Below are 21,887 nucleotides of genomic sequence, written 5' to 3'. Positions count from 1 at the left end.
GCGAACGCCCGGACCTGTTCCGGGCGTTTTGCTTTGCGTCATCGGATTCATCATCGGATTGGCAAAATTGCCATTGCGCGCGGCGTGACGAATCGTGGATTCGCAGGTAATATCGATCCGTTCAACTAAAAGAAATGCACCATGTCAGAGAAAAAATCCTCAAGCGGTGAAAAATTGCTTTACTGCTCCTTTTGCGGCAAAAGCCAGCATGAGGTGAAGAAGCTCATCGCAGGTCCGTCCGTCTTCATCTGCGACGAGTGCATCGACCTGTGCAACGACATCATTCGCGACGAAGCTGCGAGCATCGAATCGGTCGGCGGCGCGCCGCGCAGCGACCTGCCGACGCCGCAGGAATTGTGTGACCTGCTGGATCAATATGTGATCGGACAGCAGGCTGCCAAGCGCATTCTGTCGGTTGCGGTCTACAACCATTACAAGCGCCTGAAGCATCTGGGCAAGAAGGACGACGTCGAATTGGCCAAGAGCAATATCCTGCTCGTCGGCCCGACCGGTTCCGGCAAGACGCTGCTGGCGCAAACGCTGGCACGTACGCTCGATGTTCCTTTCGTGATCGCCGATGCGACCACGCTGACCGAAGCCGGCTATGTCGGCGAGGACGTGGAAAATATCATCCAGAAGCTGCTGCAGAACTGCAATTACGAAGTCGAGCGCGCGCAGAAGGGTATCGTCTATATCGACGAGATCGACAAGATTTCGCGCAAGTCGGACAACCCGTCGATCACGCGTGACGTTTCCGGCGAAGGCGTGCAGCAGGCGTTGCTGAAACTGATCGAAGGCACGATGGCATCGGTGCCGCCGCAGGGCGGACGCAAGCATCCGAATCAGGATTTCGTACAGATCGATACGACCAACATCCTGTTCATTTGCGGCGGTGCATTCGATGGCCTGGCGAAGATCATTTCGGAACGTTCGGAAAAGAGCGGCATCGGTTTCTCCGCCAGCGTGAAGAGTCGGGAAGAACGTACGGCAAGCGACGTCATGCTGGATACCGAACCGGAAGACCTGATCAAGTTCGGCTTGATTCCGGAACTGGTCGGCCGCCTGCCGGTTGTCGCAACGCTGAGCGAATTGAACGAAGACGCGCTGATCCAGATTCTGGTCGAGCCGAAGAACGCGCTGATCAAGCAGTACACCAAGTTGCTGCAGATGGAAGGCGCGGAACTGGAAATCCGTCCGGCCGCATTGCAGGCTATTGCCAAAAAAGCCATTGCCCGCAAGACCGGTGCGCGCGGCCTGCGTTCCATTCTTGAGCATGCCTTGCTGGATGTCATGTTCGAATTGCCAAACGAACAAAACGTTTCCAAGGTGGTCATCGACGACAACACGATCACCAATGGCGCCAAGCCGTTGCTCATCTATCACGAACAGCCGAAAGTGTCCGGTTCTAAGTGATATTCCGTACAAAAAGCGGCTGAAATGATGAAAAACGGGCTTTGAAGGCCCGTTTTTCATTTGAAAAAGGCAGTACAATCAAATCGCAGCAGAAATCAATCAGGCTTCCATCGTAAAGCCACTTCGAAGAACGTCTTCGCGGGTGGCTTTTTTGTTTGTCGGGCTGATTTTTGTTGCTGACCGGGCTTGTGTTTTGGCCGCTCGTGCCAACATCATTAACACGTTTATCGATAAGGCTCGCCATGACGACTACACTTTCCATTGAACAAACCCAACTTCCGTTGTTGCCTTTGCGGGATGTCGTTGTCTTCCCGCACATGGTGATTCCGCTATTTGTCGGTCGTCCCAAATCAATCAAGGCACTGGAAGCCGCAATGGAGCAGGGCAAGAGCATCATGCTCGCCGCCCAGAAGGCTGCTGCCAAGGATGAGCCGTCTGCCGACGACATCTATGAAATCGGCTGCGTCGCCAATATCCTGCAGATGCTGAAGCTGCCGGACGGCACCGTGAAGGTGCTGGTCGAAGGCGCGCAGCGTGCACGTATCCACCACATCAGCGAACTGGAAACGCATTTCGTCGCTGACCTGACACCGATCGAATCCGAACTCGGCGACGAGTCGGAAGTCGAGGCGATGCGCCGCGCGATCGTCCAGCAGTTCGATCAGTACGTCAAACTGAACAAGAAGATTCCGCCGGAAATCCTGACTTCGCTGGCAGGCATCGACGACGCCGGTCGCCTGGCCGATACGATTGCCGCGCATCTGCCGCTGAAGCTCGAGCAGAAGCAGGTCATCCTAGAAATCTTCAACGTCGCCAAGCGCTACGAGCATTTGCTCGGCCAGCTGGAAGGCGAACTCGACATCCTGCAGGTCGAGAAGCGCATCCGCGGCCGCGTCAAGCGCCAGATGGAGAAATCGCAGCGCGAGTATTACCTGAACGAACAGGTCAAGGCGATCCAGAAAGAGCTGGGCGAAGGCGAAGAAGGTGCCGATCTCGAGGAGCTCGAGAAGAAGATCGTTGCAGCCAAGATGCCGAAGGAAGCCTTGGCCAAGGCGCAGAGCGAACTGAAGAAGCTGAAGCTGATGTCCCCGATGTCGGCTGAAGCGACGGTCGTGCGCAACTACATCGACACGTTGCTCGGCCTGCCGTGGAAGAAAAAATCCAAGGTCAACAACGATCTGTCGAACGCCGAGAAAGTGCTCGAAGCGGACCACTACGGTCTCGAAAAGATCAAGGAACGCATTCTCGAATATCTCGCCGTGCAGCAGCGCGTCGACAAGGTGAAAGCGCCTATCCTGTGCTTCGTCGGCCCTCCGGGCGTCGGCAAGACTTCGCTCGGCCAGTCGATCGCGCGTGCGACGAACCGCAAGTTCGTGCGCATGGCGCTCGGTGGCGTGCGCGACGAAGCGGAGATTCGCGGTCATCGTCGTACCTACATCGGTTCGATGCCGGGCAAGATCCTGCAGAGCCTGTCGAAGATCGGCGTACGCAATCCGCTGTTCCTGCTCGACGAGATCGACAAGCTGGGCATGGATTTCCGCGGCGATCCGTCGTCGGCATTGCTTGAAGTGCTGGACCCGGAACAGAACCACACGTTCTCCGATCATTACGTCGAAGTCGATTTCGATTTGTCCGACGTGATGTTCGTGGCGACGTCGAACTCGCTGAACATTCCGCCGGCCTTGCTCGATCGTATGGAAGTCATCCGTCTGTCCGGTTACACGGAAGATGAGAAGACCAGCATCGCGCAGCGTTATCTGTTGCCGAAGCAGATCAAGAACAACGGTCTGAAGGAAGGCGAGATCAGCGTGGCCGAATCGGCGATCCGCGACATCATTCGTTACTACACGCGTGAGGCGGGCGTGCGTTCGCTCGAGCGGGAGATTTCGAAGATCTGCCGCAAGGTCGTGAAAATGCTGCTGCTGAAGAAACAGGACCGCAAGATCAACGTGACGTCGAAGAATCTCGACAAATTCCTTGGCGTGCGTCTGTTCGACTTCGGTGTGGCCGAGAAGGAAAACCAGGTCGGTCAGGTGGTCGGTCTTGCGTGGACCGAAGTCGGCGGCGATCTGCTGACGATCGAAGCTGTCAGCATGCCGGGCAAGGGCAACATCATCCGTACCGGTACGCTGGGCGATGTGATGAAGGAGTCGATCGAGGCGGCGCGCACTGTCGTGCGTAGCCGTGCACAGAAACTCGGCATCAAGCCGATGGCTTTCGAGAAGAACGACATTCACATCCACGTGCCGGAAGGTGCGACGCCGAAGGACGGTCCGTCCGCCGGTATCGCGATGACGCTGGCGATGGTGTCGGTCTTCACCGGCATTCCGGTACGTGCCGACGTTGCGATGACGGGCGAAATCACGCTGCGCGGTGAAGTGCTGCCGATCGGTGGTCTGAAGGAAAAACTGCTGGCGGCACATCGCGGTGGTATCAAGACCGTGCTGATTCCTGAGCAGAACGTGAAGGATCTTGCAGAGATCCCCGACAACGTGAAGAACAAGCTCGAAATCGTTCCGGTTCGCTGGATCGACAAGGTGCTGGAAATCGCGTTGGAGCGCCCGCCGGTTGCGCTGTCGGACGAGGAAGTGGCCGAAGTCGATGCATCGTCGGTCGCAAAATCGTCGGAATCATCCGATCCGAATGTCGTCAAACATTGATGTTCACAGGTGTGTTGCACTGTCGAAAAAGCGCTCTTCGGAGCGCTTTTTTTTCGCATGTGCATCGAACGTCTGCATAAAAATGAGAAAAGTATGTCGTGAAGATAGATGATCTTCAGAGGGAGAATGCCCGGAAAACCGCTTGACACAAGGCTTTGCGGCTTGTTTAATACCTGCTGCAGATTTTTCTGCACTGCGTATCGTCGTGATACAAATCGTGTATGACGACATGCGATATTCAACCTTTGTGAGGGGACGTACGTGAACAAAACCGAATTGATTGACCACATTGCCGATTCCGCAGACATCTCCAAGGCTGCTGCTACGCGTGCACTCGACTCCGTGATTGCTGCCGTCAAAACCACGTTGAAAAAGAATGGTTCCGTTACCCTGGTTGGTTTCGGCACGTTCTCCGTTGGCAAGCGTGCTGCTCGCACCGGCCGCAATCCGCGTACCGGCGAAGCAATCAAGATCAAGGCTGCCAAAGTGCCGAAGTTCAAACCGGGCAAAGCACTGAAAGACGCCATCAACTAATTTGCGTAGTGCATTTTGCAGCGACATGCTGTAAAATAGCTCCTCTTTGCGGCGTGGTGACAACGCTGAATGTTTGACTGGTTAAGCAAAGGCTTCGGGTGCTTAGCTCAGTTGGTAGAGCGGCGCCCTTACAAGGCGTAGGTCGGGAGTTCGAGCCTCTCAGCACCCACCAAGCAGTCAGACTCGCAAGGAAACATCAAGCAGTAAGGAGTGGTAGTTCAGTCGGTTAGAATACCGGCCTGTCACGCCGGGGGTCGCGGGTTCGAGTCCCGTCCACTCCGCCAAAATCAAAAAGGCGAACGAGAGTTCGCCTTTTTTCATATCGACGTCCAGATCGTGTCTAGTTTGTGATTGGTTAGCCATGTTTGAATTCATCCGCACCCACCAACGCCTGATGCAGTTTCTGCTGCTTCTGATCATCTTCCCGTCGTTCGCGTTTTTCGGCCTCGAAAGCTACACCAGCATGCGGGAATCCACGAATGCCGTTGCCAAGGTCGATGGGCAGGAAATCACGCAGCAGGAGTGGGATGCCGCGCAGCGCGAACAGATGGAGCGTTTTCGCCAAGTGCTCGGCAACCAGTTCGATTCCAAGATGTTCGACACGCCTGAAGCAAAGAGAGACATTCTGGACAACATGATCGCGCAGCGCGTACTGGCGGGCGAGGCGAAGCGGAATCAATTGTCGGTGTCCGACCAGATGCTGCAGCAGACGATCGGCAACATGGCTGCGCTGAAGGGCGCGGACGGCAAATTCGACTACGAACGCTATCGTGCGCTGTTGGCCGCGCAGGGATTGACGCCGGAAATGTACGAAGGGCGCCTGCGTCATGATCTGGCAATGCAGCAGGTAAATGCGGCGATCCAGACGACGGCTTTTGCGCCGGATTCGCTGGCCACGCGTCTGTCAGAACTGGGTGAGCAGGAGCGCGAGGTGCAGCAGCTGTCGTTCAAAGCGGCCGACTACAAGTCGCAGGTCAAGGTGACCGACGACATGCTCCAGGCGTATTACGCAGGCAGCAAGCAATTCGACGTGCCGGAACGCGTGAAGGCAGAGTACGTTGTGCTGACGTCGGATGCAGTGGCGTCGCAGATCAATGTCAGCGATGCCGACATCAAATCCTATTACGAGCAGAACAAATCCCACTACGGTACGCCGGAGCAGCGCCGCGCCAGCCATATCCTGATCGCAGTGAATAAGGATGCGACCGATGCCGAGAAGGCAGCGGCAAAGGAAAAGGCCGAAAAACTGCTGGAGACATTGCGCAAGAATCCGCAGCAGTTCGCCGAACTGGCGAAGAAGAATTCGGACGATCCGGGTTCGGCCGAGCGTGGCGGCGATCTGGATTTCTTCAGCAAGGGCATGATGGTTCCGTCCTTTGAGGAGGCAGCCTTCAAGCTGAAGCAGGGGGAGTTGAGCGACCTGGTGCAGTCGGATTACGGCTATCACATCATCAAGGTCACGGCGATCAAGCCGGCGACGGTCAAGACGCTGGATGAGGTGAAAGGCGAGATCGCTGCAGACATTCGCAAGCAACTGCTGGCAAAGAAATTCGCCGAGACGGCAGACGTGTTCAACAACACGGTGTACGAGCAATCGGATAGCCTGAAAGACGTGGCCGACAAGCTGAAGCTGAAAATCGAAACGGCAGACAATCTGTCGCGCCAATCGAATCGCGCACTGCCGGCGACCGCGCTGTACAACAATCAGAAGTTCCTGACCGCGCTATTCTCGGACGATGCGTTGAAGAACAAACGCAACACCGAAGCAGTCGAGGTGGCACCGAATACGCTGATCGCAGGCCGTGTCGTGGATTACAAGCCGGCATCCAAGCGTCCCTTCGAAGAAGTGAAAGCACAGGTGCATGATCGCGTTGTGGCGAAGGAAGCTGCCGCGCTGGCGAAGAAGGCAGGCGAAGCCAAGCTGGCCGAGTTGAAGGCGAAGGACGACGCTGCAGGTTTCAGTGCTGCGCAAATCATTTCGCGTGCAAAAAGCCAGGGTGTGAATCCGGCCGTTTTCCTCGCAGCGATGAAAGCGGATACTTCCAAGTTGCCGGCTTATGCGGGTGCCGATCTGGGCGATCAGGGCTACAGCATTGTCCGTGTCATCAAGATCATGCAACCGTCCAATGTCGACAATGCCAAGCGTCAGGCGGAAAAACAGCAGATCACGGCTGCGCTGGCACAGGAAGAAACGCAGGCCTACATCGAGGCCTTGAAGCAGAAGGCGAAAGTGCAGATTCTGCGTCCGGTATCTGCCGGTTCGGCGGAAGCAACAGAATAAGTCGATGAAGAAATCGGAATCGAAGTGAATAAAAAAGCCGCTGAATAACCAGCGGCTTTTTTCATGAAACGCATATTGTTCGTCATCGGAGCAGCGGTTTCAGTTGCGGCCAGATGTTGTCCAGAATGATGGGATGAGCCGTTTCATTCGGATGAATGCGGTCCGGCTGGAACAGTTCCGGTTTTTCCACGACGCCTTTCAGCATGAAAGGGACCAGCGCCGCTCCCGATTGCTTTGCCACCTTGGGATACAGCGCGGTAAAACGCTTTGTATAGTCGGCGCCGTAATTGGGCGGAATCTGCATGCCGATCAGCAGAATTTTTGCGCGGGCATTCGCGGCACTTTTGACCATGGCTTCCAGATTGTCCTGCGTGGCTGCCAGCGACAGTCCGCGCAGCGCGTCGTTGGCGCCAAGTTCGATGACAACGACATCGGGCTTGTGCTTGTTCAGCAGCGATTGCAGGCGTGCGCGGCCGCCGCTGGTGGTTTCGCCGCTGATGCTGGCATTGACGATGTTGACCGGAATTTTTTCCGCGACGAGCCGTTGCTGCAACAGGCTGACCCAGCCGCGGCCGCGTTCCAGTCCGTATTCGGCCGACAGGCTGTCGCCGAGCACCACGATGGTTTTTGATGCAGAATAGGCCGTCATTGCGAACGTGGCCAGCATCAGCGTCAGTATCATCTGCAATGCCATCCGGAATACCGATCCCACCTGATGTGACAACCTGAAATCAAACGGCATGCCTGAATCCTCTCTTTCGTATCCTGCAATCGAAGCAATCAATCTGACGAAGCGCGTGGCCGATGCAACCGGCGAACTGACCATCCTGCACGGCGTCGATTTTACCGTGCAGCCCGGCGACACGCTGGCGATCGTCGGCGCATCGGGGTCAGGCAAGTCCACCTTGCTGGGCCTGCTGGCCGGGCTGGATACGCCGTCGAACGGAACAGTCCGGTTGAACGGCACCGATATCTTCGCGCTCGACGAGGATGGCCGCGCCGGTTTGCGCAAGGAACGGCTGGGCTTCGTATTCCAGTCATTCCAACTGCTGGGGCATCTGAATGCGCTGGAAAACGTCATGCTGCCGCTGGAATTGCGTAGTGACGATCAGGCGAAGGAAAAAGCGGAAGCGATGCTGGCGCGCGTCGGCCTGTCGAGCCGCTTGAAGCATTATCCAAAGTATCTGTCGGGCGGCGAACAGCAGCGGGTTGCTCTGGCGCGCGCCTTTGTCTGCGAGCCGCCGCTGTTGTTTGCCGACGAGCCGACGGGCAGCCTCGATGCCGCAACTGGCGAGGCCGTCATCAAGCTGATGTTCGAACTGAATCACGAGCGCCAATCGACGCTGGTCTTGGTCACGCACGATCCGTCGATCGCTGCCTTGTGCAGGCAGACGATTACCATTTCGGCTGGCCGGCTGCTCTGATAGAGAACGACGTTTTCAATGCAGGCGCGGTGCATGCTCGGCAATCAGCCGGTTCAGCAGCGCGCGAATCTCCGGAATCAATTCGCTGGCGACCACGCCGACCGGCCCGATGCCGTGTCGAACCAGTTCGTCCGCTGCCGCGCCATGCAGCCAGACGGCCGCAAGTGCAGCTTCCCAGGCCGGCCATTGCTGTGCCAGCAGTGCGCCGCATACACCTGACAGTACATCGCCGGAGCCGGCCGTTGCCAATGCCGGGTTGCCGGTGGGGTTGATCGCGATCCTGCCGTCCGGCGAGGCGATCACCGATCCCGATCCTTTCAATACGATCACCGCATGCAATGTCGTCGCCAACGTGCGGGTGGCATCGATGCGATTTGCCTGCACCTGTGCAGTCGTCATGCCGAGCAGGCGCGCCGCTTCCAGCGGATGAGGCGTGAGCAGGGCCGGTGCGCGATGCGATTTCAGTTTCTGCTGCAACGCCGGTTCTTCGGCGATCAGGTTCAGCGCATCGGCATCGAGCACCAACGGCGTATCGGCGGCAATGGCCCGTGCCAGCAGATCATGGGCGTCGCGGGACGTTCCCATGCCGGGGCCGGCGACAACTGTCTTGTCAATGAAATCGATGGTGGCGGCGGCGCGGCACATCAGTTCCGGCTGCTGGCTGTCGTAGACGAGATCGGCTGCCATTGATGCCACATGCACGCGGCCGGCTCCACATTTGGCTGCTGCGCGTGCTGACAGGATGGCAGCGCCGCTCATGCCGGCCGCACCGCCCAGCACCACCACGTCGCCATAGCTGCCCTTGTGCGAATTGTGCGGACGACGACGCAATGTGGAAGCGAATGCAGCAATGCCATTCAATGCCATCGATGGAGAAGCGGCGGCAACGGATGCCTGCGCAATGTCGAGACAGGCAACGCTGACCGCACCGGCATGATCGCGACCGTCACAGGTATGCAGACCGAGCTTGTCGCCGATAAAGGTCAACGTATGCGTCGCACGGACGGCAATGCCGTCCGCACCGCCGACTACGGTGCCGGTATCGGCGTCCAGGCCGCTTGGCACGTCGAGCGAAAGAACGGGAGCGGGCAACACATTGACCGTTTCGACCAGTTGCCGCCACAGGCCGGACAGCGGACGCGCCAGACCGATGCCGAACAAGCCGTCGATGACCAGTGCCCAGTCGGTTCGCGCAATGGCGTCGTATTGTTCGGGGCCCAGAAAGGCGATATGGCTGGCCGCCGCATGCAGATAGGCCCGATGTGCATCGGCCGGCAGGCGGGTGGCGTCGCTCGCCATCAGGACGGTGACGTCGCAGCGTGCATGGGCCAATAAGCTGGCGGCTTCCAGTGCGTCGCCGCCGTTATTGCCGGGACCGGCAAGCACCAGTACCGGCGGCATGCCGTCCACATCGGCCAGCAGTTCGAGTGCAAAGGCCGCAGCGGCCTTGCCGGCGCGTTGCATCAGCGTGAATGGCGGCAGCGTGCGCAAGGCGGCTTCTTCGATGCTGCGAATCGCTGCGACGGAATGGAGCGGATGCGTGCCGGTCATGGGATCGTCGTGGGAAGTGAAGTGCGATTCCGATTCTAGCCGAGACGAGTGGCAAGGACGTGCATCATCGGCATGGCCGTTGCGGTGCGGTCTTATTCAGCCGTGATTGACTAGGCAGCCTGCAGACGCGACATGGTCAGGCCGTCGGTATCGATATCGGTCGAACGGCCAGAAACGATATCGGCAACCAGCCGTCCGGCGCCCGCCGCCATTGCCCAGCCGGCCGAGCCGTGGCCGATATTCAGGAAAACGTTCCTGGCAGGCGTTTCGCCGATCAGTGGCACGTTGTCCGGCAACATCAGGCTGCTGCCTGACCAGAACGTGGCCGCGTTGTAATGACAGGCGTCGGGGAACCAGTCGTAAGCTACTTTCAGCAGCGTGTTCAATGCGTTTTGCCGCAGAGCAGGTGTGCGGGCGCCGAGCTCGGCGGTGCCGGCGATGCGGATGCGGTTGCCAAGGCGGGCGATCGACGTTTTGCAGCTCTCGTCCATCAAAGTATTCAACGGCACGGATTCATAGTTGCGAATCGTCGCGGTTGCCGCATAGTGGCGTACCGACTGCACCGGCAGCTTCATGCCGAAGGGGGCGAGCAGGGCGGCGCTGTCGGCGCCGGTGGCGAGCACGACGGCATCGGCGGACAGGTTCAGTTCGCCCACCTGCATCAGCACGCCGCGATACGAGGTATGGATGGCATCGACATTGCAGCCGAAGTGGAATTCCACGCCCATTGCCTGGGCAAGCTGTCGGATCTGGCGCGTGAACAGCGGGCAGTTGCCGGATTCGGCCTGCGGCAGATAGAGGCCGCCTGCAAGGCGGGCAGAGGAATTCAGCGCCGGTTCCAGCATGCGCACGTCTTCCATCGTGAGAACGTCGTGCCGGATGGCGGCTTCCTGCAGGAAGTCGAAGGCAGGCTTGGCCAGCTGCAGTTCGCGTTCGGAACGATAGATTTGCAGATAGCCGGCCGTCTGTTCGTAATCGAGCTGATGGCGATCGCACAGTTGGCGGATGATTTCATCACTGTAGGCGGCCACGCGATGCATGCGCGCGCGGTTGATGCGGTAGCGGTTGGCATCGCTTTCACGCATCCAGCGGCGAATCCAGCGCCACAGGGACGGGTTCCAGGCGCGGTGAAGGTGAATCGGCGCGTCCTGTCGCAGCAGCAGCGAAAACAGCGATTTCGCCATGCCCGGCGCAATCCAGGGGGAAACGGCATCGGTTGCCAGAATGCCGGCATCGCCGAAACTGGCTTCTTCCGCGACGTTGTTGCGGCGTTCCACGACGACGACTTCGTGTCCTGCCTCGGCCAGAAAATAGGCGGTGCTGACGCCGACCACACCCGCCCCGATGACCGCTACTTGCATTATTCCCCATCCTTCCTGAAAGCAACTCGTCATGTTACCAAGCCGGTTCGTTACTGTGCCAGCGCGGCAGATGAAATTGGCGAATAAATTTTTTTGCGACGGCTATTTTGTCGCAACGGATACGAAAAAGCCGCCCGCAGGCGGCTTTTCGGCATGTCGTGGTCTTACATGCAACGACTGTTACATCGGACTGCGCCCGCTGATGATGCGCAGCAGGACGACGACGATGGCGATGACCAGCAGCAGATGGATGAAGCCGCCCAGCGTATACGAACTCACCAGGCCGATCAGCCAGAGGATGACGAGTATCACTGCAATGGTATAAAGCATGGCATGTCCTTTCTCTTTTGCGGATGGTTGAAACCTGCCTTGCCGCATGTGCAGACGATTGCTGACAGGCTTGTTCGTTTTTATCCGTTTCCAGTCTAGGGGCGTGCTCCGAGCGGAATCTGTACGTTACCGTACATTGTGCTTGCCTGAGGGCAGTCCTTGTACCAACCGGGAACGTTCCATGACGGCCGTTGCCCAATGGCAGTGTCCTTCCTGCATTTGCCGCCAAAATGAAAAAACAGATCGACGAAAGCCGGCCGCATGGAACCGATGTGGTTCATCATGAGGATGCGAGTGAAAGCGCCGTACAGCAGGAGAGAGCCGCAGCGCTGATTCCGCTTCCGGTGGATGCGCGTGGCATATCGCTGATCATTCTGGCCAGCGTGGCGCTGGTGTTTGCGCTGACTGCCGCGAACAAATTCTTCATCCCGCTGGTGTTCGGCATCTTCATTGCCTATACGCTGAGTCCGCTGGTGACCTGGCTGGAGCGCATACGCATTCCCCGGCTGCTCGGCACCTCGATCGTGATCGCGGCGATTCTGAGTAGCGCCTTGCTGACGACATGGAATCTGCGCGACGAATTCAATGCCATCCTCAGCGATCTGCCGGTAGCGACGCAGAAGATGGCGCGCACGCTGCGCAACTTCCATCGCGGCCAGCCCAGCGCGATTCAGCAGATGCAGGCGGCGGCAAGCGAAATCGAGAAGGCGACCAACCAGGCGGCCGGCGTGCGTACGTCGCCCAGCCGGGCCAATGCCGATCGTTCGCTGTTCAATCTGAACGAATGGTTGCGCGCGGGATCGGCGGGCGTGATGACCTTTCTCAGCCAGGCCGTCATGGTGATTTTCCTGGTGTTTTTCTTTCTTGCTTCCGGCGATACCTTCAAACGCAAACTGGTGAAAGTCAGCGGGCATGCGCTGTCGACACGCAAGATCACCGTACATATTCTCGATGCGATCAACAAGTCGATCCAGAATTACATGCTGATGCTGCTGGTGACGAATGCATTGTTCGGCGTTCTGATGTGGATCGCGCTGGAGTGGATCGGACTGGCGAATGCCGGCGCCTGGGCGATTGCTGCCGCCTTCCTGCACATCATCCCGTATTTCGGCACGGTCCTGATCATCGCGGCGACCGGCGTCAGCGCCTTCATGCAATTCGAGACGGTGAATGCCTTGCTGCTGGTGACGGGGGCGACCCTGGTCGTGTCGACAGTCGTCGGCACATTCGTCACGACGTGGATGACCGGGCGCATCGCCCGCATGAACGCGACGGCGGTATTCGTCTCGCTGCTGTTCTGGACCTGGCTGTGGGGCGCCTGGGGCATGCTGCTGGGGATTCCGATCACGGTGATCATCAAGGTGATCTCCGAACACGTCGAAGGTTTGCGGGCGGTTTCGGAATTGCTGGGAGAGTGAATTGGCGGCCGATGAATCGACCGAAGAGTCGACCGATAAATCGCCGGTGAATTAGCCGGCAATTCGTTCAGAAAAAAGGTTGAAAAAACCCCGAAATGTCACGGCGCTTGCCATCATGCGGCACAAGCGTATGATGCCAGCGGGCGGACTGCTGTCTGCCGGCGGGTACTGTGCATTCAACCATGAAGGGAGCGAGCGATGGGTAATACGGACGATCTCGGAAAACTGCTGTTGCGTGTGGTGCTGGGCGTGCTGATCCTGCTGCACGGCATATCCAAAATCATGGCTGGGCCGGCATTCGTCATCGGTGCGGCGACGCAGGCGGGATTGCCTGCCGCCATCGGCTATCTGGTCTATCTGGGCGAAGTGGTCGCGCCCATCCTGCTGATCGTCGGCTTGTGGTCGCGCCTGGCGGCGCTGATCATCGCCGGCAATATGGTGTTTGCGATCTTTCTCGTCCACATGAAGCAACTGGCGACGCTGTCCAGTACCGGTGGCTGGGCGCTGGAATTGCAGGGCATGTTTCTCTTTTCGGCGCTGGCGCTGGTCTTGCTGGGAGCGGGGCGCTTCAGCGTGGGCGGCCGCGGCGGCCGCTGGAACTGAGTTCCGGCGCTGCAGGATGTGACAGGCAGGCAATCCAGACCGGGCGACAACCGCCGCAATACGCGGATTCGTCGCAAACGCAGGGAAAAATGAAAGGACGCCGGACGGCGTCCTTTTTTCGTCTTCCGGCCGGCGATTTCCGCTGTTGCGGACGCGGCTTCCGAGGGCGCCTCGCGGTATAATCACGGTTTCCGATCCAAATCGCGGGTTGGAGGCCATTCCGTTCCGCCTTCCCGCCTCAACCGCCATCTCGCCATGCTGATTCTGCCAGGTTCCAACGCCCTGTCTGCCTTCCGTACCGAACGTCTCCTGCAACAACTTCACCAGATCGATTCCGCCATCACGGGCGTCTCCGGACGCTATCTGCATTTCATCGATTCCGCCGTGCCGCTGGCGCCGGACGACGTCAAGCGTCTGGAAGCGATGCTGACCTATGGCGAACCTTTCGACTCGAAGCTGGAAGGCGAGGAATTCGTCGTGATCCCGCGTTTCGGCACGATCTCGCCGTGGGCCAGCAAGGCGACCGACATTGCGCACAACTGCGGCATGACCGGTATCCATCGCATCGAGCGCGGCATCAGCTATGTCGTGCATCTGAAGAGCGGCTTGCTGGGTGGTGCGAAGAAGCTGTCCGAAGAGGACACCGCTGCGGTGCAGGCCCTGCTGCATGACCGCATGACGGAAACCGTGCTGCGCGATGCGCAACAGGCAGCCGGACTGTTCGAGGAATTGGACGCCAAGCCGCTGGCGCACATCGATCTGCTGCAGGGCGGCCGTGCCGCGCTGCTCGATGCCAACACGGAACTGGGCCTGGCGTTGTCGGACGACGAGATCGATTATCTGCTGGATGCGTTTACCGCCGCCAAGCGCAATCCGACCGACGTCGAACTGATGATGTTCGCGCAGGCCAACAGCGAACACTGCCGCCACAAGATCTTCAATGCCGACTGGACCATCGACGGCGAAAAGCAGGACAAGTCGCTGTTCGCGATGATCAAGAATACGCACCAGCTGTCGCCGCGCGGCACCGTCGTCGCCTACAGCGACAACTCGTCGGTGATCGAGGGCGGCAACGTGATGCGTTTCTATCCGCGCGGCGCTTCGGCAGGCAATACCTATGCGCCGTCGGAAGAGCTGACGCACATCTTGATGAAGGTCGAGACGCATAACCATCCGACCGCGATCTCGCCGTTCCCGGGCGCTTCGACCGGTGCCGGCGGCGAAATCCGCGACGAAGGTTCGACTGGCCGCGGCGCCAAGCCGAAAGCCGGCCTGTGCGGTTTCACCGTCTCCAACCTGATGCTGCCGGATGGCGAGCAGCAATGGGAAAACGCGCGCGACGTCACGCTACCGCCCGATCAGAAGGGTGATGCAGACGTCTACGGCAAGCCGGATCGCATCGCCTCGCCGCTGCAAATCATGATCGACGGCCCGATTGGCGCAGCAGCATTCAACAACGAATTCGGCCGACCGAACCTCGGCGGCTATTTCCGTACCTATGAGCAGAACGTCGGCGGCGTGGTGCAGGGCTATCACAAGCCGATCATGATTGCCGGCGGCATCGGCAGCATCGCCGCGCAACATACGAAGAAAAACGCCTTGCCGGTCGGCAGCCTGCTGATCCAGCTCGGCGGTCCGGGCATGCGTATCGGCATGGGCGGCGGCGCTGCATCGTCGATGGCGACCGGCACCAACACCGTCGACCTCGATTTCGATTCCGTGCAGCGCGGCAATCCGGAAATGGAGCGTCGTGCGCAGGAAGTCATCAATGCCTGCTGGGCGATGGGTGAAAACAATCCCATCCTGTCGATCCACGACGTCGGCGCCGGCGGTCTGTCGAACGCTTTCCCGGAAATCACCAACGACGCCAAGCGTGGCGCAATTTTCGATCTGCGCGAAATTCAACTGGAGGAGAGCGGCCTGTCGCCGAAGGAAATCTGGAGCAACGAATCGCAGGAACGTTATGTGCTGGCGATCGAACCGGACAATCTCGCACAGTTCGCCTACCTGTGCGAGCGTGAGCGCAGCCCGTTTGCCGTGGTCGGTACCGCGACGGAAGAGCGCCAGTTGAAACTGATCGATCCGCTGCATGACAACGAGCCGGTCGACATGCCGATGGACGTGCTGCTCGGCAAGCCGCCGAAGATGCATCGCGACGTCACGCATGTCGAGAAAAGCCTGCCGGCGATCGACCTGACCGGCATCGATCTGCTGGAAGCATCGGTGCGCGTGCTGCGTCTGCCGACGGTGGCGGACAAATCTTTCCTGATCACGATCGGCGACCGTACCGTCGGCGGCATGTCGGTGCGCGACCAGATGGTCGGCCCATGGCAGGTTCCCGTTGCCGATTGCGCCGTTACGGCGATGAGCTTCGAAGGATATCTGGGCGAGGCGATGGCGATGGGCGAACGCACGCCGGTCGCCGTCATCGATGCTGCCGCCTCCGGCCGCATGGCAGTCGGCGAAGCGATCACGAATATCGCGGCGGCGCCGATTGCCGATATCTCCGACATCAAGCTGTCGGCCAACTGGATGGCGGCATGCGGACAGCCGGGGCAGGACGCGGCGTTATTCGATACCGTCAAGGCGGTCGGCATGGAATTGTGCCCGGCGCTCGGCATCAGCATCCCGGTCGGCAAGGATTCACTGTCGATGCGCACGACCTGGCAGGACGAGGGCAAGGACAAGGCTGTCGTCGCGCCGGTTTCGCTGATCGTGTCCGCGTTTGCGCCGGTGCACGACGTGCGCAAGTCGCTGACGCCGCAACTGCGTACCGACCTGGGCGATACCGCGCTGATCGTCATCGATCTGGGCCGTGGCAAGAATCGTCTGGGGGCATCGGCCTTTGCGCAAGTCATGCAGCAGATCGGCAACGATGCACCGGACGTGGAAAGCGCGGAAGACCTGAAAGGCTTCTTCAACGCGATCCAGCGCCTGAACAACGAAGGCAAGCTGTTGGCCTATCACGACCGTTCCGACGGCGGCCTGTTTGCCACGCTGTGCGAAATGGCATTCGCCGGCCATACCGGGCTGTCGGTCAATCTCGACATTCTGACGCTGGAAGGCGAGCATGCGAGCGACGCCGGCGATGCGAAGAACTGGGCGCAGCAGGTGAGCGAGCGCCGCAACGACATGACGTTGCGCGCGCTGTTCAATGAAGAACTGGGTGCTGTCATCCAAGTGCGCGCGGAGCAGAAGTCCGACGTGATGAACGTGCTGCGCGAATACAACCTCGGCGGCTGCAGCCACATCGTCGGCACGCTGAACGATCACGACATGATCGAATTCACGCGCGATGCGAAGACGATCTACAGTCAGTCGCGCATCGACCTGCAGCGCTTCTGGAGCGAAACCAGCTGGCGCATCGTGCGCCTGCGCGACAACCCGGATTGCGCCGATGCCGAATACGACCGCATCCTCGACAAGCTCGATCCGGGCATCACGCCGCTGCTGACCTTCGATCCGCAGGAGGATATTGCCGCGCCGTTCATCGCGACCGGCGCGCGTCCCAAGGTTGCCATCCTGCGCGAGCAGGGCGTCAATTCGCAGGTCGAGACGGCCTACGTGATGCACAAGTCCGGTTTCGAAGCGGTGGACGTGCACATGAGCGACCTGATCGCCGGCCGCGCGCATCTGGCCGACTACAAGGGCGCGATCGCCGTTGGCGGTTTCTCGTACGGCGACGTACTGGGTGCCGGCGAAGGCTGGGCCAAGACCATCCTGTTCAATGCGCAGCTGGCCGAGCAGTTCGCCGACTTCTTCTTTCGTGCGGATACGTTCGCGCTGGGCATCTGCAACGGCTGCCAGATGATGAGCAACCTGAAATCCATCATCCCGGGTGCGGAAGCCTGGCCGAAATTCACGCGCAACAAGGCCGAGCAGTTCCAGGCGCGCTTCTCGATGGTCGAGGTGGCATCGTCGCCATCGATCTTCTTCAGCGGCATGGCCGGCACGCAAACCGCGATCGCGATTGCGCACGGCGAAGGCTATGCGGATTTCTCGCAGACCGGCGACATCGACAAGGCCATCGTCGCGATGCGCTACATCGACAACAAGGGTCATGCGACCGAAACCTATCCGTACAATCCGAACGGTTCGCCGCAGGGCATCACGTCGGTGACGACGCCGGACGGCCGCTTCACCGTGCTGATGCCGCATGCGGAGCGTGTGTTCCGCACGGTCCAGCAATCGTGGCATCCGGATGCGTGGGGCGAGGATTCGCCGTGGATGCGCATGTTCCGCAATGCGCGCAAATGGGTTGGATGATTTACCTTTCCATCTGAAAAATGGCCGGAAATATCCGGCCATTTTTTTTACGATGTACATGTTTCTTTCAGGCTTGCTTGGAGAAGCCGGAAGGACATGACGATCATGGAGGATGGCGGTTCGTTAGAGGAACTGTCGATTCACAGGCAAACAAAACAGGCAATAAAAAAGGCGCTCGTTCGAGCGCCTTTTTCGTGAAGAAGCGGGAATTACTTGATCTTCGCCTTGGTACGCAGTTCCTGCTGGTAAGCCTGCAGTTTGCGCTGTTGCAGCGATTCGACGATCTGCGGTTTGACTTCTTCCAGCGTCGGAATCTTCGCTGCACGCACATCATCCAGACGGATCACGTGCCAGCCGAATTGCGTATGCACCGGCGTTTCCAGCAGCTGGCCTTTTTTCAGCGAAACCATTGCGTCGGAGAACGGTTTCACGAAAGCCTGCGGTGCAGCCCAGTCCAGATCACCGCCGTTGGCAGCAGAACCAGGATCCTTCGATTGCTTGGCCAGGTCTTCGAACTTGGCGCCTGCCTTCAGCTTGGCGATGATGGCCTTGGCTTCATCCTCGGTTTCGACCAGGATGTGGCGCGCATGATATTCCTTGTCACTGGCTTGTGCACGGAACTTGTCGTACTCGGCCTTGACGTCGGCATCCTTGACCGGATTCTTCTTCAGGTAATCGCCGACCAGCGCGCGGATCAGGATGGACTGGCGTGCGATTTCCAGTTGCGCCTTGACGTCGGGCGTGGTGCCGAGACCGAGTTTGTCGGCTTCCTGCACCAGGATTTCGCGGTTGATCAGCTCTTCCTTGATCATGGCGCGCAGTTCAGGCGTGTCCTGCTGGCCTTGCGCGGCCATCTGCTTGACCATCATGTCCGCACGGGAGGAGGGAACGGGTTTGCCGTTCACAACGGCAAGATTTTGTGCCATCGCAGGCAACGCGGAAGACACAAGTAATGCGACCACCAGATGAGCGGGTTTAAAGGTCATATTGATTCCTGAATGGAAGTTTGTTGTTGGGAAAAACGTGCCGGCTTACTTTGTTCAACTTTTCTTCAAATTTTTGTCAGATTTCGGACGGCGCGAGGGCGGTAATGGCCAATGCGTGAATATCCTTGTGCATCATGTCACTCAGACAATCATACACCAGCCGGTGACGTTGGATACGGCTCTGTTTTTCGAATTTGTCCGAGACGATGAACAGGCGGTAATGTCCGCCGCCGGAAGCCGCGCCCGCATGGCCTGCGTGCAGCGCGGATTCGTCCTCAAGTTGACAGGACTCGGGAGCGAAAGTTTCCTCAAGGCGGATACGGATGCGGTCGATGCGATCGCTCATGTTACTGCGGTTCCTTGATGTACTTGGACAGCATCAGGCTCTGCACGACGATGAAGACCAGCATCAGTCCCATGCTGCCGAACAGCTTGAAGTTGACCCAGCTGTCCGTGGAGAAATTGAAGGCGACGTACAGGTTCAGCAGTCCCATCGTCAGGAAGAAGGCGACCCACGACAAGTTGACGCGGCGCCAGATGCCGTCCGGCAGCGACATCTGTTTTTCCATCATCGTGCGGATCAGGTTCTTCTTCAGGAAGATCTGGCTGAACAATAGCGCGGCGGCGAAGCACCAGTACAACACGGTCGGTTTCCACTTGATGAAGGTTTCGTTGTGGAAGTAGATCGTTGCGCCGCCAAAGACCACGATGATGGCGAGCGACAGCCACAGCGTCGTATCCACTTTCTTCCGGCGCAGCAGCAGCCAGCCGATCTGCACGACGGTGGCGACGATGGCGATCGCGGTCGCAAGCAGGATGGGGGCCTGCGCCAGCGTGACTTCGCCGCCGGAGACGAGGCCGCTCAGATATTGCTGGCCGATAGCCTGCGCGGCTTGCGCATTGCCTTCGCCCCACTTGAAGACGCCGAAGAAGAGGATGACGGGGAACAGATCGAACAGGAATTTCATGGCAGTCGTGCGGTTATTTCAGTTCGGGCATCGGTGAAAAGCTCAGCGATGCGGAATTGATGCAGTAGCGCAGGCCGGTCGGCGGCGGGCCGTCGTTGAAGACGTGGCCGAGGTGCGCGTCGCAGACATTACAGATGATTTCGGTGCGCACCATGCCGTAGCTGCGATCGATCTTTTCCTTGACCATCGCCGGATTCAGCGCCTTGAAGTAGCTGGGCCAGCCGCAGCCGGATTCGAACTTGGCGTCGGATGCGAACAGCGGCGTGCCGCAGCAGATGCAGGTGTAGATGCCGGGTTCGTGATGATCCCAGTAGCGGCCGGTGAACGGCGCTTCGGTGGCGGCATGGCGCGTGACGGCGTATTGTTCGTCGTCCAGCTGTTCGCGCCATTCGGCGTCGGTCTTGATGACTTTGTCGATCATGATGAGCAACTCACTTCCAAATCGTTGGCCCAGTCGGGCGGCAGGGCGGCGTAATGTTCGTTTTCCGGCTGTTCGTCGAACGGACGTTCCAGCACCTGCAACAGGCGCGCCACCTCCGAAAAATCCTTTTTCTGCGCTTTCTCGATGGCGATATGCGCCAGATAGTTGCGCAGCACGTACTTGGGGTTGACGGCGTTCATTGCAAGCTTGCGTGCGCCGTCGTCGTTATTTTCCTGTTGCAGGCGTGCCGCGTATTGTAGCGCCCAGGCATCGAAGGCGGCGCGGTCGATGAACAAGTCGCGCAACGGTTCGGCGCTGCCGGCATCTCCCGGCCGGAAATTGCCGAGCTGGCGGAAGAAGGACGTGAAATCGACATGACTGGCATGCAGGATGCCGAACATGTCGTCGAACAGTGCGGCGTCTTCCGGCTGCGATGTCTGCAGGCCGAGCTTGGCATGCATCAGCGCCAGGAATTTTTCCGAAAAGGCCGGCTTGTAGATGCGCAAGGCTGCCTGCGTTTCCTCGACGCTACCGATCAGCGGCAGCAAGGCTTGTCCGAGCGCAAAACAGTTCCATTCGCCGATCTGCGGCTGGCGCGCATAGGAATAGCGCCCTTGCTGGTCGGTGTGGTTGCAGATGTGGTGTGCGTTGAATGCTTCCATGAAACCGAACGGGCCGTAATCCAGCGTCAGGCCGAGGATGGACATATTGTCGGTATTCATCACGCCATGCATGAAGCCGACCGACTGCCATTGCGCCATCAATTGCGCCGTACGCAGCGTCACTTCCGTCAGCAATGCCTTGTAGGGATTTTCGGCGGTACGCAATTGCGGATAGAAGTTGTCGATGACGTAGTCGGCCAGCGTGCGCAACTCATCGTGCTTCTCGTTGTAGAACCAGTGTTCGAAGGAGCCGAAACGCACAAAGCTTGGCGACATGCGCGTTGCCACGGCGGCGGTTTCCGGTTGTTCGCGCATGACGAGTTGATCGGAACCGGTCACGCAGAGTGCGCGCGTGGTCGGAATGCCGAGTGCGGCCATCGCTTCCGAACAAAGGAATTCGCGAATCGACGAACGCAATACGGCGCGGCCATCACCCATGCGCGAGTAGGGCGTCAAGCCGGAACCCTTCAGTTGCAATTCGAGACGTCCCGTCGGCGCGGCATCGAAGGCCGGCACATCGCCGAGCAGAATCGCACGGCCGTCGCCGAGCTGACCGGCCCAGACACCGAACTGGTGGCCGGAATACACGGCGGAGAGCGGTTTGGAGCCGTCCAGAAGCTGATTGCCGGTAAACACGTCGATGAAGGCTTGCGTACGCGTTTCCTCAACATCCAGGCCGATCAGGGCTGCGGCCGAGGTGCTTGTTGCAACGAGATAAGGATCGGGCAGCGGCGTCGGCATCAATGTCGTGTAATGCGCAGGCGGCAGCGAGGCAAACGAATTGGCAAGCTGCAAATCGCCGAGGCGTTGGCCCGGGCGCGGTGCGGGTGCATTCATGCAGAATCTTTCAGGGGCGTGGCGCTTTTGTCGCCATGGAAACTGCTATTTTGACAGAGAAGGGAAAGCGCTGCGCGCACGCGTACTGAAGCTGCGGTGCAGCGATGTTGCACGCCGTGATTGCAAACAATGTTGCAACAAGCGCCGACAGAAATGTCGCGCAGTCAGTGCA

18 protein-coding genes and 2 tRNA genes are annotated in these 21,887 nt (G+C 59.0%); 10 read left to right on the top strand and 10 right to left on the bottom strand.

Going from position 1 to position 21,887, the window contains the following annotated elements; all coding sequences use genetic code 11:
• The first annotated feature begins 141 nt into the window (after nucleotides 1-141).
• Nucleotides 142-1,413 carry an ATP-dependent Clp protease ATP-binding subunit ClpX gene (gene clpX / locus ACO1VH_RS00805; RefSeq protein ID WP_486241670.1) on the top strand — a complete coding sequence of 424 codons (1,272 nt, stop codon included), beginning with the start codon at nucleotides 142-144 and terminating at the stop codon, nucleotides 1,411-1,413.
• Here clpX and ACO1VH_RS00800 read toward each other — a convergent pair.
• Nucleotides 1,406-1,657: a hypothetical protein gene (locus ACO1VH_RS00800; RefSeq protein ID WP_486241668.1), complete on the bottom strand. Its 252-nt coding sequence runs from the start codon at nucleotides 1,655-1,657 to the stop codon at nucleotides 1,406-1,408. The two genes, clpX and ACO1VH_RS00800, sit on opposite strands and share 8 nt — an antisense overlap.
• Between ACO1VH_RS00800 and lon the strand changes: the two genes are divergently transcribed.
• The 5 genes from lon to ACO1VH_RS00775 all read left to right on the top strand — a co-directional run bounded on the left by lon (nucleotide 1,656) and on the right by ACO1VH_RS00775 (nucleotide 6,888).
• Entirely contained in the window at nucleotides 1,656-4,073 is a 2,418-nt protein-coding gene (gene lon / locus ACO1VH_RS00795; RefSeq protein WP_486241666.1) for an endopeptidase La, read from the top strand. The two genes, ACO1VH_RS00800 and lon, sit on opposite strands and share 2 nt — an antisense overlap.
• Nucleotides 4,074-4,334: 261 nt before the next feature.
• Nucleotides 4,335-4,607, top strand: coding sequence for an HU family DNA-binding protein (locus ACO1VH_RS00790; protein ID WP_486241664.1), 273 nt, complete (start codon nucleotides 4,335-4,337; stop codon nucleotides 4,605-4,607).
• 96 nt (nucleotides 4,608-4,703) lie between these two features.
• Nucleotides 4,704-4,779: transfer RNA gene (locus ACO1VH_RS00785), tRNA-Val, on the top strand.
• Nucleotides 4,780-4,814: 35 nt separating this feature from the next.
• A tRNA-Asp gene (locus ACO1VH_RS00780) sits at nucleotides 4,815-4,891 on the top strand.
• A gap of 77 nt (nucleotides 4,892-4,968) precedes the next feature.
• Complete coding sequence (locus tag ACO1VH_RS00775) at nucleotides 4,969-6,888, top strand: SurA N-terminal domain-containing protein (protein ID WP_486241662.1); 1,920 nt, start codon at nucleotides 4,969-4,971, stop codon at nucleotides 6,886-6,888.
• Nucleotides 6,889-6,970: 82 nt separating this feature from the next.
• Here the strand turns inward: ACO1VH_RS00775 and ACO1VH_RS00770 are convergent, their stop codons facing one another.
• Nucleotides 6,971-7,630, bottom strand: coding sequence for an arylesterase (locus tag ACO1VH_RS00770; protein WP_486241660.1), 660 nt, complete (start codon nucleotides 7,628-7,630; stop codon nucleotides 6,971-6,973).
• Between ACO1VH_RS00770 and ACO1VH_RS00765 the strand changes: the two genes are divergently transcribed.
• Nucleotides 7,629-8,312 (top strand): ABC transporter ATP-binding protein, encoded by a 684-nt coding sequence (locus ACO1VH_RS00765; RefSeq protein WP_486241658.1) that lies wholly within the window; start codon nucleotides 7,629-7,631, stop codon nucleotides 8,310-8,312. The two genes, ACO1VH_RS00770 and ACO1VH_RS00765, sit on opposite strands and share 2 nt — an antisense overlap.
• A 15-nt stretch (nucleotides 8,313-8,327) precedes the next feature.
• On the opposite strand, the gene ACO1VH_RS00760 is transcribed toward ACO1VH_RS00765, so the two are convergent.
• The 3 genes from ACO1VH_RS00760 to ACO1VH_RS00750 all read right to left on the bottom strand — a co-directional run bounded on the left by ACO1VH_RS00760 (nucleotide 8,328) and on the right by ACO1VH_RS00750 (nucleotide 11,554).
• Entirely contained in the window at nucleotides 8,328-9,863 is a 1,536-nt protein-coding gene (locus ACO1VH_RS00760; RefSeq protein ID WP_486241656.1) for an NAD(P)H-hydrate dehydratase, read from the bottom strand.
• Between the two features lie 110 nt (nucleotides 9,864-9,973).
• Nucleotides 9,974-11,224, bottom strand: a complete 1,251-nt coding sequence (locus tag ACO1VH_RS00755; RefSeq protein WP_486241654.1) for a D-amino acid dehydrogenase — start codon at nucleotides 11,222-11,224, stop codon at nucleotides 9,974-9,976.
• A 180-nt stretch (nucleotides 11,225-11,404) separates the two neighbouring features.
• Nucleotides 11,405-11,554, bottom strand: coding sequence for a lmo0937 family membrane protein (locus tag ACO1VH_RS00750; protein WP_486241652.1), 150 nt, complete (start codon nucleotides 11,552-11,554; stop codon nucleotides 11,405-11,407).
• Between the two features lie 230 nt (nucleotides 11,555-11,784).
• On the opposite strand from ACO1VH_RS00750, the gene ACO1VH_RS00745 reads away from it, so the two are divergent.
• The 3 genes from ACO1VH_RS00745 to purL all read left to right on the top strand — a co-directional run bounded on the left by ACO1VH_RS00745 (nucleotide 11,785) and on the right by purL (nucleotide 17,841).
• The gene (locus ACO1VH_RS00745) at nucleotides 11,785-12,972 is read left to right on the top strand and encodes an AI-2E family transporter (protein WP_486241650.1); all 1,188 of its coding nucleotides are present in this window, start codon (nucleotides 11,785-11,787) and stop codon (nucleotides 12,970-12,972) included.
• 198 nt (nucleotides 12,973-13,170) lie between these two features.
• Nucleotides 13,171-13,575 carry a DoxX family protein gene (locus ACO1VH_RS00740; RefSeq protein ID WP_486241648.1) on the top strand — a complete coding sequence of 135 codons (405 nt, stop codon included), beginning with the start codon at nucleotides 13,171-13,173 and terminating at the stop codon, nucleotides 13,573-13,575.
• A 255-nt stretch (nucleotides 13,576-13,830) separates the two neighbouring features.
• Nucleotides 13,831-17,841, top strand: a complete 4,011-nt coding sequence (gene purL, locus ACO1VH_RS00735; protein ID WP_486241646.1) for a phosphoribosylformylglycinamidine synthase — start codon at nucleotides 13,831-13,833, stop codon at nucleotides 17,839-17,841.
• 209 nt (nucleotides 17,842-18,050) lie between these two features.
• On the opposite strand, the gene ACO1VH_RS00730 is transcribed toward purL, so the two are convergent.
• The 5 genes from ACO1VH_RS00730 to ACO1VH_RS00710 form a co-directional block, all read right to left on the bottom strand.
• On the bottom strand, nucleotides 18,051-18,827 hold the full coding sequence (locus ACO1VH_RS00730) for a peptidylprolyl isomerase (RefSeq protein ID WP_486241643.1): 777 nt from the start codon (nucleotides 18,825-18,827) through the stop codon (nucleotides 18,051-18,053).
• Between the two features lie 76 nt (nucleotides 18,828-18,903).
• Nucleotides 18,904-19,173, bottom strand: coding sequence for a BolA family protein (locus tag ACO1VH_RS00725; protein ID WP_486241641.1), 270 nt, complete (start codon nucleotides 19,171-19,173; stop codon nucleotides 18,904-18,906).
• 1 nt (nucleotide 19,174) lies between these two features.
• The gene (locus ACO1VH_RS00720; RefSeq protein ID WP_486241640.1) at nucleotides 19,175-19,795 is read right to left on the bottom strand and encodes a septation protein A; all 621 of its coding nucleotides are present in this window, start codon (nucleotides 19,793-19,795) and stop codon (nucleotides 19,175-19,177) included.
• A gap of 13 nt (nucleotides 19,796-19,808) precedes the next feature.
• A complete protein-coding gene (gene msrB / locus ACO1VH_RS00715) occupies nucleotides 19,809-20,216 on the bottom strand; it encodes a peptide-methionine (R)-S-oxide reductase MsrB (RefSeq protein ID WP_486241638.1) in 408 nt (135 codons plus the stop codon).
• Entirely contained in the window at nucleotides 20,213-21,715 is a 1,503-nt protein-coding gene (locus tag ACO1VH_RS00710) for a protein adenylyltransferase SelO (protein ID WP_486241636.1), read from the bottom strand. The genes msrB and ACO1VH_RS00710 overlap by 4 nt, the downstream gene beginning before the upstream one ends.
• Between the last annotated feature and the right edge of the window lie 172 nt (nucleotides 21,716-21,887).

The sequence above is a fragment of the Oxalicibacterium sp. genome, from assembly GCF_057353965.1.
Note: the sequence above shows the minus strand (reverse complement) of the source record. Positions and strands in the feature narration are given on the sequence as shown.

Excerpts from the sequence above, each read along its gene's own strand:
- clpX (WP_486241670.1), top strand. The coding sequence starts at position 142 with ATGTCAGAGAAAAAATCCTCAAGCGGTGAAAAATTGCTTTACTGCTCC.
- lon (WP_486241666.1), top strand. The coding sequence starts at position 1,656 with ATGACGACTACACTTTCCATTGAACAAACCCAACTTCCGTTGTTGCCT.
- ACO1VH_RS00800 (WP_486241668.1), bottom strand. The coding sequence starts at position 1,657 with ATGGCGAGCCTTATCGATAAACGTGTTAATGATGTTGGCACGAGCGGC.
- ACO1VH_RS00775 (WP_486241662.1), top strand. The coding sequence starts at position 4,969 with ATGTTTGAATTCATCCGCACCCACCAACGCCTGATGCAGTTTCTGCTG.
- ACO1VH_RS00765 (WP_486241658.1), top strand. The coding sequence starts at position 7,629 with ATGCCTGAATCCTCTCTTTCGTATCCTGCAATCGAAGCAATCAATCTG.
- ACO1VH_RS00770 (WP_486241660.1), bottom strand. The coding sequence starts at position 7,630 with ATGCCGTTTGATTTCAGGTTGTCACATCAGGTGGGATCGGTATTCCGG.
- ACO1VH_RS00760 (WP_486241656.1), bottom strand. The coding sequence starts at position 9,863 with ATGACCGGCACGCATCCGCTCCATTCCGTCGCAGCGATTCGCAGCATC.
- ACO1VH_RS00755 (WP_486241654.1), bottom strand. The coding sequence starts at position 11,224 with ATGCAAGTAGCGGTCATCGGGGCGGGTGTGGTCGGCGTCAGCACCGCC.
- ACO1VH_RS00750 (WP_486241652.1), bottom strand. The coding sequence starts at position 11,554 with ATGCTTTATACCATTGCAGTGATACTCGTCATCCTCTGGCTGATCGGC.
- ACO1VH_RS00745 (WP_486241650.1), top strand. The coding sequence starts at position 11,785 with ATGAAAAAACAGATCGACGAAAGCCGGCCGCATGGAACCGATGTGGTT.
- ACO1VH_RS00740 (WP_486241648.1), top strand. The coding sequence starts at position 13,171 with ATGGGTAATACGGACGATCTCGGAAAACTGCTGTTGCGTGTGGTGCTG.
- purL (WP_486241646.1), top strand. The coding sequence starts at position 13,831 with ATGCTGATTCTGCCAGGTTCCAACGCCCTGTCTGCCTTCCGTACCGAA.
- ACO1VH_RS00730 (WP_486241643.1), bottom strand. The coding sequence starts at position 18,827 with ATGACCTTTAAACCCGCTCATCTGGTGGTCGCATTACTTGTGTCTTCC.
- ACO1VH_RS00725 (WP_486241641.1), bottom strand. The coding sequence starts at position 19,173 with ATGAGCGATCGCATCGACCGCATCCGTATCCGCCTTGAGGAAACTTTC.
- ACO1VH_RS00720 (WP_486241640.1), bottom strand. The coding sequence starts at position 19,795 with ATGAAATTCCTGTTCGATCTGTTCCCCGTCATCCTCTTCTTCGGCGTC.
- msrB (WP_486241638.1), bottom strand. The coding sequence starts at position 20,216 with ATGATCGACAAAGTCATCAAGACCGACGCCGAATGGCGCGAACAGCTG.
- ACO1VH_RS00710 (WP_486241636.1), bottom strand. The coding sequence starts at position 21,715 with ATGAATGCACCCGCACCGCGCCCGGGCCAACGCCTCGGCGATTTGCAG.